1 protein-coding gene and 1 pseudogene are annotated in these 1188 nt (G+C 60.9%); both read right to left on the bottom strand.

Features of this window, described 5'->3' with window-relative positions; translation table 11 throughout:
• Window positions 1-269: pseudogene (gene pyrE / locus A3730_RS19755) on the bottom strand (orotate phosphoribosyltransferase); the annotation flags it as partial.
• An 88-nt stretch (window positions 270-357) separates the two neighbouring features.
• Window positions 358-1074, bottom strand: a complete 717-nt coding sequence (gene rph / locus A3730_RS19750; RefSeq protein ID WP_063521286.1) for a ribonuclease PH — start codon at window positions 1072-1074, stop codon at window positions 358-360.
• Window positions 1075-1188 lie beyond the last annotated feature (114 nt).

Here is a 1188-nt window from a genome sequence, read left to right as displayed (position 1 = left end):
CCATGGTGCTCGGCCAGCGCCACGGACACCGCCGCTACCAGCGGGATGCCTTTATAGGCCGGCCCGAACAACATATCGAATTCCAGCCCGGATGCCATGATCGCATCCGCATAATAGCGACCCAGCCGAGCCAGGGCCTCGCCGGTGTTAAAAGTGCCAGCATTGAAGAAATACGGGCTTTTGCGCCCGGACTTCAGGGTAAATTCCCCGAACTTCAACGCCTCACGCTCTTCGGCAAAGCGCAGAAAATGCTTCTTGTAGTTCTTCATACTCAAGCCTGTGTACTAGCCAGTCTGTTCGCAACAGCGCGAAACCGCGCCACCACAGCGACACGGCCCGCCTTTCTCTCTTGGCGTGTTACCAGCCCAGCGCCACCTGCTGGGCCTTGATGATCTCGCCAATGCCCTTTTCCGCCAGCCCCAACAGGCTGTCAGACTGCTCACGGGTAAATGGCGCGCCCTCTGCGGAACCCTGAATCTCGATAAAGCCGCCCTGCTGGGTCATCACCACGTTCATGTCGGTGCCCGCATTGGAGTCTTCGGCGTAATCCAGATCCAGCACCGGAGCATCCTCGAACATGCCCACGGACACCGCGCCCACCAGGCCGGTGAGCGGGTCACTCTTGATCTTCTTGGTTTCCAGCAGGTGGGTAAAAGCATCCACCAGCGCCACACAGGCTCCGGAAATAGATGCAGTTCGCGTGCCACCGTCCGCCTGCAGCACGTCGCAATCCAGATAGATGGTGCGCTCACCCAGCGCCTTCATGTCCACCGCGGCACGCAGGGAACGGCCGATCAAACGCTGGATTTCCAGCGTGCGTCCGCCCTGCTTGCCTCGTGTCGCCTCACGGCCGGAACGGGTGTGGGTGGAACGCGGCAGCATGCTGTATTCCGCAGTCAGCCAACCCTGGCCCTTGCCCTTGAGAAAGCGCGGCACGCCCTCTTCCACGGACGCGGTACACAGCACCTTGGTGTTCCCGAACGCCACCAATACGCTGCCCTCGGCATGAACGGTGTAGTTGCGGGTAAAGCTCAGTTCACGCAGTTGGTCGGGGGCTCGGCCGGATGGGCGCATGGAATCTCCTGGTAGTCTTGGAATCAAAAGGGCGACCATTGTAGCAAACACCGGCGCCAATGCCTGCCTTGCACCCAACCCCGTCTCGACTAGACTAGGGAACCCGGCACCGCC

It is taken from the genome of Alcanivorax sp. HI0044 (assembly GCF_001634945.1).
This window is presented reverse-complemented; position numbering and strand designations above follow the sequence as displayed.

What these genes read in the sequence shown, in the direction of transcription:
- rph (WP_063521286.1), bottom strand. Translation starts at nt 1,074, where the DNA reads ATGCGCCCATCCGGCCGAGCCCCCGACCAACTGCGTGAACTGAGCTTT.